Origin of the sequence: Komagataeibacter sp. FXV3, assembly GCF_015155755.1 — a bacterium.
Lineage (GTDB): Bacteria > Pseudomonadota > Alphaproteobacteria > Acetobacterales > Acetobacteraceae > Komagataeibacter.
This window is the reverse complement of sequence record NZ_VWPI01000046.1, coordinates 1-7,847: the sequence shown is the minus strand read 5'-3', so window position 1 is coordinate 7,847 and position 7,847 is coordinate 1. Positions and strand designations below refer to the sequence as shown.

General features: G+C 62.4%; 4 protein-coding genes and 1 tRNA gene. 2 read left to right on the top strand and 3 right to left on the bottom strand.

The genetic code is table 11. The features are described from left to right. The first annotated feature begins 50 nt into the window (after positions 1 to 50). Positions 51 to 127, top strand: a tRNA-Met gene (locus tag F1542_RS04600). A 174-nt stretch (positions 128 to 301) separates the two neighbouring features. On the opposite strand, the gene F1542_RS04595 is transcribed toward F1542_RS04600, so the two are convergent. From F1542_RS04595 to F1542_RS04585, 3 genes are read right to left on the bottom strand one after another with little or no spacing between them, the layout of a single operon-like run. Then, on the bottom strand, positions 302 to 3,475 hold the full coding sequence (locus tag F1542_RS04595) for an error-prone DNA polymerase (protein ID WP_193732004.1): 3,174 nt from the start codon (positions 3,473 to 3,475) through the stop codon (positions 302 to 304). Then, positions 3,472 to 5,025: a DNA polymerase Y family protein gene (locus F1542_RS04590; RefSeq protein ID WP_227672480.1), complete on the bottom strand. Its 1,554-nt coding sequence runs from the start codon at positions 5,023 to 5,025 to the stop codon at positions 3,472 to 3,474. The genes F1542_RS04595 and F1542_RS04590 overlap by 4 nt, the downstream gene beginning before the upstream one ends. Continuing rightward, positions 4,910 to 5,704, bottom strand: a complete 795-nt coding sequence (locus F1542_RS04585) for an ImuA family protein (protein ID WP_193732003.1) — start codon at positions 5,702 to 5,704, stop codon at positions 4,910 to 4,912. Before F1542_RS04585 ends, F1542_RS04590 begins: the two co-directional genes overlap by 116 nt. 157 nt (positions 5,705 to 5,861) lie before the next feature. On the opposite strand from F1542_RS04585, the gene F1542_RS04580 reads away from it, so the two are divergent. Then, positions 5,862 to 7,736, top strand: a complete 1,875-nt coding sequence (locus F1542_RS04580; RefSeq protein WP_227672479.1) for an ATP-dependent helicase — start codon at positions 5,862 to 5,864, stop codon at positions 7,734 to 7,736. Positions 7,737 to 7,847 lie beyond the last annotated feature (111 nt).

Below are 7,847 nucleotides of genomic sequence, written 5' to 3'. Positions count from 1 at the left end.
AGGCACGGGAAAGTCGGTCGCCGCCAGGTCTTCCAGTCACCCCTCACCACCGCGGGGTGGAGCAGCCCGGTAGCTCGTCAGGCTCATAACCTGAAGGCCGCAGGTTCAAATCCTGCCCCCGCAACCATGAATAAACGTCTGATAAGACAACAGAAAAGCCACCCCAACGGGTGGCTTTTTTTGTGCCCGGAACAGGCCGCAGGATGCGTATAGGATGCAAATGGGACTGAAAGCGCAGCGTAGTTTGGGCTCATAACGAGGCTTTTCACGATGGCGTGAGCTTTATCGGCGGCCTTATTGATCAGTGGAAATTACGCGATGTGACGACGATACGCTCACCGGCGGAAGCGCTGTCATAAGTGGTCTCCGTAGAGGAGCGATTACCGACGTCCGCGAGCAGCCCGGAAAGGTCGGTGATCTCTTTTGCTACCAGATGCACGACGTCACCTTCCTTCTGGAGCATGCCTGTCACCGCCAGCATCTGGCCGCCCAGCACCACGCGCCGGTTAGTGTCGAACATATCGGGCCAGATGATGACGTTCATGTTGGCCGTCTCGTCCTCCAGCGTCATGAACACCACGCCTTCGGCGGAGCCGGGCCGCTGCCGAACCAGAACCAGCCCCGCCACGGTGAGACGCTTCCCATCTTTCGCGGCCAGCGCCTGCCGACAGGAGATGATGCCCTTTGTCTGAAGATCCTCGCGTAGGAAGGTCAGCGGATGATCCCGCAGAGTCAGGCCAAGTCGGTTGTAATCCCGCACCACCTCGGCCCCATCGCGCATGGGCTGCAGCAGCACATCCGGTTCTTTCGCTTCCTTTGTCACCTGCGCTGCCGCGAACAGCGGCAATGGCTCATCGCGCAGAGCCTTGATCGCCCAGAGAGCCTCGCGTCGTGCCAGCCTGAGCGAGGGCCGGAACGCATCAGCCTCGGCCAGATGGGTCAGGGCTGCTGCCTTAACACCGGCCCGACGCCACAGGTCATCGACCGAGGTAAACGGGCGGGAGGCGCGTGCGGCAACAATCCGGGCCGCATCGTCGTTGGCCAGCCCCTTGACCAGACTCATGCCCAGCCGCACGGCGAACATCCCGTTGGGGCTTTCCGGCCCTTCCAGCGTGCTGTCCCAGCGCGAGGCGTTCACGCAGACAGGTCGGACCTCCACGCCATGTTCCCGCGCATCACGGACCAGTTGTGCCGGCGCATAGAATCCCATCGGCTGGGAATTCAGGAGGGAGGCCAGAAACACATCTGGATGGGTGCATTTCATCCATGAGGATGAATAGGCCAGAATGGCGAAACTCGCCGCATGGCTCTCGGGAAATCCGTAGGAACCGAAGCCTTCCAGTTGCTGGTAGATCCGCTCGGCGAATTCCTCATCATACCCATTGGCGCGCATACCTTCGATCAGCCGCGTCTGAAACTGCGAGACGGTACCAGTATTCTTGAAAGTCGCCATGGCCCGACGCAACTGATCGGCCTCGGCCGCGGTAAACCCCGCACAGATCATGGCGACCTGCATCGCCTGTTCTTGAAACAACGGGATCCCGAGTGTCTTTTTCAGAACCTTTTCCAGTTCCGGAGTGGGATAGTTTTCCGGTTCTATCCCTTCGCGCCTGCGGAGATAGGGATGGACCATATCCCCCTGTATGGGGCCGGGACGCACGATCGCGACCTCAATGACCAGATCGTAGAACACACGCGGTTTGAGCCGTGGCAGCATGGACATCTGTGCCCGGCTTTCGATCTGGAACACGCCGATCGTATCGGCCTTCCTGATCATGGCGTAGGTGCGCGGATCCTCGGCCGGAATGCTCTGGAGCGTGAAACGCTGACCCTTGTGTTCGGCCAGAAGGTCCAGCCCTTTTTTCATGCAGGTCAGCATGCCCAGAGCGAGGATATCGACCTTCATGAATTTCAGGACGTCGATATCGTCCTTGTCCCATTCGATGATCTGACGGGCTTCCATCGAAGCGGGTTCGATCGGTACGAGTTCATCCAGCCGGTCATGCGTCAACACGAAGCCGCCGGGATGCTGCGACAGATGGCGGGGCACGCCGATCAGGCAGCGGGCCAGATCAAGGGTCAGGCGGATGCGCCGGTCGGACAGGTCAATGCCGGTGTCATTGAGAGCCTCATCGTCCAGCTTGCGCCCCCAGCCCCAGATCTGACCCGAGAGGGTTCGGATCAGGTCTTCGGGGAGGCCCATCACCTTGCCGACGTCACGCAGCGCTCCCTTGGCGCGATAGCGGATCACCACCGCCGTCAGCGCCGCGCGGTCGCGACCGTAATGCTCATAGACCCACTGGATAACCTGCTCGCGTCGTGCGTGTTCGAAATCGACGTCGATGTCCGGCGGCTCGCCCCGTTCCTCGGAGACGAAGCGTTCGAATAGCAGGGAGTTGCGGGCCGGATCGATGGCGGTAATTCCCAGCACGTAGCAGACCGCAGAATTGGCCGCCGAGCCACGGCCCTGGCAGAGAATGTCCTGACTGCGTGCATAGCGGACAATGCTGTTCACGGTCAGGAAGTACGGCGCATATTGCATCCGCCCGATCAGGCGGAGTTCATGGCGGAGCGTTTCCGCCACGTCATCCGGTACGCCATCCGGATAGACGGAACGGGCGCCCTCCCAGGTCAGCACCTCCAGCGCCTGTTGCGGTGTCTGGCCGGGCACGGAGACTTCATCGGGGTACTGATAAGCCAGATCGTCGAGCGAGAAGCGGCAGCGCTCCACGATATCCAGGGTGCGGGCCACCGCTTCGGGATAGCGACCGAACAGTCGGCCCATTTCCTGCGGTGGCTTGAGATAGCGGTCCGCGTGACGTTCGCGGACGAACCCCGCTTCGTCGATGGTGGTATTATGCCGGATACAGGTGACGACATCCTGCAGGATGCGCCGGTCATGGGTGTGGAACAGCACGTCATTGGTCACGACCGTTGGCAAGCGTGCCTGATGCGCCAGGTTCGCCAGTTCATACAACCGCATCTGGTCATTGGGACGGCGCAGCAGTGTCAGCGCCATATAGGCGCGGTCGGCAAAGGCGTCTTTCAGCTTGCGAAGATGCAGGGCGCAGGCATCATCTGCCGTGTCCGGGATCATGACGACGATCAGGCCCTCGCCCCAGGCGATCAAGTCTTCCCAGAGCAGATGGCATTTGCCTTTGCCGGCTCGTGCCTTGCCGAGGCTCAGCAGTCGGCAGAGACGGCCATAAGCCGCGCGGTCGGTCGGATAGACCAGCATCGCCGGGAAATCGGCCAGATCGAGGCGACAGCCCACGACAAGCCGGAGCCCGACCTGCTTTGCCGCTCCATGCGCCTGCACCATTCCTGCCAGTGAATTGCGGTCGCAGATACCAAGGGCTTCGATGCCTAGCGCCTTTGCCTGTTCGAACAGTTCGATCGGCGAGGAGGCTCCACGCAGGAACGAGAAATAGGTCGTCACCTGCAGTTCGGCGTAACGCAGTGCCGAGGTGTTCATCCGAAGATCCCATGCAGGAACCAGCCCTGCGAGCCGGTCTCGCCATGCTCGCCATCGCCGGCCCGGTAGAGCCAGAAGCGCTCACCGCTGGTGTCCTCCACCCGGAAGTAATCCCGGGCGATGGTCAGTTCCGCGTCATTCTTCCACCATTCGCCAAAGACCCGCTCCGGCCCGTCGGCGCATTTTACTTTCCGTCGCACGCCCCGCCAGATGAAGAACAGCGGTGGCTGGTCCGGCAGTTCCGCCATGGCCTGCACCGGCTCGGGCCGCGCCAGCAGGCGTGTCGGACGCGGCCAGTGGTCTGGCCAGTCCTTTGTCTCCTCGGGCGCCAGTGCAGGCACACGGCAGAAGGAGCGTTCGGGCAGGTCGCTTTCCACCGGGGCAAACCGGTACAGCGCCTGCGTGCCCACACGATTGGCCAGCGTGTCGACCAGGTCGGACACATCGGCTTCTTCCTCCGCGATCAGGGAGGACACGGTCTGCCGCCGGTCCATCGGTTCGGCCAGTGAGGCGATCAGCACCATGCGCTCAATGCCGAACCCCGGATCGATGGTCTCGATCTTCTCGCACAGCAGTCGGGTCAGGCGCTTGACGTCGCGCACCGGCATGGCCGTCGCTACACGGATCGCCTCGGTCCGGCTATCTATCCGATGCAGCAGCAGGTCGAGACGGCGCACGCCCTGTCCGCGCTCGTCCAGCCCCTGGCAGAGCAGCGGCACCAGCTTGCCAATATAACGCGCGATGGTCTCGGCCGCTCCGATAGGTTCGGCAAAGTTCCGGCTGACCTCGACCGGATCGACAGGGCGGACCGGAACGATGGCTTCTCCGATGCGCCCGAAAGCCTGATCCAGCCTGCGGGCCACATCCGGGCCGAAACGCAGGGTCAGCGGCGCCCGTGGCATGGCGGCCAGCGGCCCGATGCGGGCTACACCCAGCGTGGCCAGCCCCTCGATAATGGTGGAGGGCAGGCGTAGCGCTTCAAGAGGAAGATCGGCCAGCGCAGAATCTGTCCCGCCTGAGGGTACAATGGCAATCGGCGCCCGACCATAGCGGGCTATGGCGTGTGCGGCGCCCCATGTGTCCGCCACCACAGCTTTTGCCCGAAAGCCGGCGCCCGCCATACGATGAACCATGTCCTTGAGCATGGGAAGTTCACCGCCATGCAGGTGATCCGCTCCGGTCGTGTCCAGAACCAGCCCGTCAGGCGCATCGACGGCCACGATGGGCGCGATCCTGTGCTGGAACCACAGCGCCAGCTTTTCCAGACCCAGCCGGTCGCCCTCGGGATCGGCGTCCATCAGCACTAGATCGGGATAGAGCGCCTGGGCCTTGGCGACTGGTATGCCGGGGCGCAGCCCCAGCTTCCGGGCGGCCAGATCGACTGACAGTAAGACCCGTCGTCGTCCTTCCCGTCCGACAAGGGCCAGCGGCACCTCAGGCGCGGGCGCGTCTTTGCCCAGCCGCTTCCTGATCCGATCCGTCGGCCAGAGCGGCAGGTAAAGAGAGACGATCCGCGATCGGGCTGCATGGAGCGAGCCTTCCTTTGGCATCACAGGCCTCCACTTCAAAATCGGCACATTCGCCTGCGCGGGCGCGGATGAGTTCCAGCAACCAGCGCGGTCTTCCCACACCGGGCACCGGTAAAGGCACGGATGGCAGGACGGAGACCCGCCAGCGTGTGACGGAAGCCGTGGGCTGGCCAAAATCTGCCGCATCCGTCTGCCGCCGCCAGCGTCGGATGGCGATGCCCAGGGAGCCGGACGTTTCGGCCGCCAGTTGCAGGCGGCGTGAGGCCGTCATGGACAGACGCGCCACCTCGGCGACCACGGCCCCGAGGCCGCCATGCCGCAGTCCTTCCTCGAAACAGGCCAGCACATCGACGTCCGATCCCGCCTCGACATAGATAGTCCGGCGTGCCGACAGCCCTACCTGCTTCAGGGAAGGGGCGAACACATCCTGGCGGGTGACGATCCACAGCACCTTGCCGCGCGTGCGGGCCGCAATGCCGGCGCAAAACTGTCCGGCCGCCGCACTGTGCAGCGCATCGTTGCCGCCGCCCGCCACCTCGTGCAACGCACCCAGCGCCAGCCCGCCACCGGGCAGGCGGCTGTCGATCTCGCGCACGCCAAAAGGCAGCATCTTGCGGCGTCGGTCGCTATGCCCTTCGAGACGGCTGATCGCAGCCCGAAGCGTCTCCAGACCGGATTTTTTATTGAGTTCAGCAGTCATTTCACGGCTCGATGTCCCTTGTGCAGGCGGAATTCATGATTATATGTTCGTGATTTGTTCCGATGTGACGATGGAAGTCAATGCAAATTCGCACCGCGTCAGGCATGATGCGGGGCGCATAACCACCCGGAATTATTGGTGAAGGTACCTTAAGGAATTGAATTCAGAGACTTCTCCCGCCTCAAACAGCGACGATTATCTGTCCCGTCTGAATGACGCCCAGCGACAGGCCGTCACGCACGGGACCGGAGTCTCGGCAGGCGGGGCGGATTCACCCCCGCTGCTGGTCATTGCCGGGGCCGGATCGGGCAAGACCAACACGCTGGCCCATCGGGTCGCGCATCTGATCGCCTCGGGCGCCGATCCGCGCCGTATCCTGCTGCTGACCTTCTCGCGTCGGGCCAGTGTCGAGATGACGCGACGGGTGGAACGCATCTGCAAAACGGTGCTCGGCGACAAAGCCGGGCCTCTGGCCGACGCGCTGGCCTGGGCCGGGACGTTTCATTCCATCGGCGCGCGGCTTCTGCGGGAGTATGCCCAGCAGATCGGCATGGACCCGGCCTTCTCGATCCATGATCGGGAGGATTCCGCCGATCTGATGAATCTGATCAGGCATGATCTGGGGTTTTCGAAAACCGAAAAGCGGTTTCCCGGCAAGGGCACCTGTCTGGCGATCTATTCCCGTGTGGTGAACTCGGGCGCACCACTCGCCGACGTGTTGCTGAAGCACTATCCGTGGTGCGCGGGCTGGGAAGCGCAGCTGAAACAGCTCTTTGCAGGCTATGTCACGGCGAAGCAGGAACAGGGGGTGCTGGATTACGACGACCTGCTGCTGTGCTGGGCGCAGATGGTCAGCGATCCGGTGCTGGCCGCTGACATCGGTGGCAAATGGGATCATGTGCTGGTCGACGAGTATCAGGACACCAACCGGCTGCAGGCGGACATTCTGCTGGGCATGAAACCGGACGGGCGAGGCCTGACGGTGGTGGGTGATGACGCGCAGTCGATCTATGCCTTCCGGGCCGCGACCGTGCGTAACATCCTTGATTTTCCGGGAGAGTTCAAACCTGAAGCCCGCGTCGTGACGCTGGACCGGAACTATCGTTCCACGAAACCTATATTGGATGCAGCCAATGCGGTGATCGGGGAAGCAACCGAGCGGTTCACCAAGGATCTGTGGACCGAACGGACCTCGGATGAAAAACCACGACTGGTCACCATCCGGGACGACACTGCTCAGGCGAACTATATCGCCGATCGGGTGCTGGAAGAACGTGAGGCTGGAACGCCGATGAAGCAGCAGGCGGTGCTGTTCCGGGCCTCGCACCATAGCGGTACGCTGGAGGTGGAACTGACCCGGCGCAATATCCCATTCGTGAAGTTCGGCGGCCTGAAGTTTCTCGACAGCGCCCATGTGAAGGATGTGCTGGCGCTGCTGCGCTTTGTCCAGAACCCGCGCGACCGCATTGCGGGCTTCCGGATCCTGCAGCTTCTGCCGGGCGTGGGGCCGACCTCAGCCCGGCGCGTGCTGGATACGATGGGCGAGAGTGCTCATCCCTTCGAGGCATTTAAGGATGTGAAAGCGCCGCAGCGGAGTGGCGAAGCCTGGACGGGTTTCGTGAACCTGCTGACCGCTCTTGGCAGCCATCAGGTCGGCTGGCCGGGCGAGATCGCGGCTGTACGCTACTGGTATGAACCGCATCTGGAGCGGCTGCATGAGGACGCCTCCACCCGCCTGGCCGATCTGGTGCAGCTGGAACAGATCGCTGGCAGTTATCCCTCACGGGAGAAATTCCTGACGGAACTGACGCTGGACCCGCCGGATGCCACATCCGACCAGGCCGGCGTACCGTTATTGGATGAAGATTATCTGATCCTCTCGACCATTCATTCCGCCAAGGGGCAGGAGTGGAAGAACGTGTTCGTGATGAATGTGGTGGATGGCTGCATTCCATCCGATCTGGCCACCGGTGAGCAGGACGACATCGAGGAAGAGCGCCGCCTGCTCTATGTCGCGGTAATCCCCCCATAAAAAGAGTGGCTTTTGAATGAGAATTTTCTCAGCGTAAGGATGAGGAGATTCTGATGAAGAGTGATCGCTTTACTGACGCGCAGATCATGGGTGTGATCCGCCAGGCTGAGG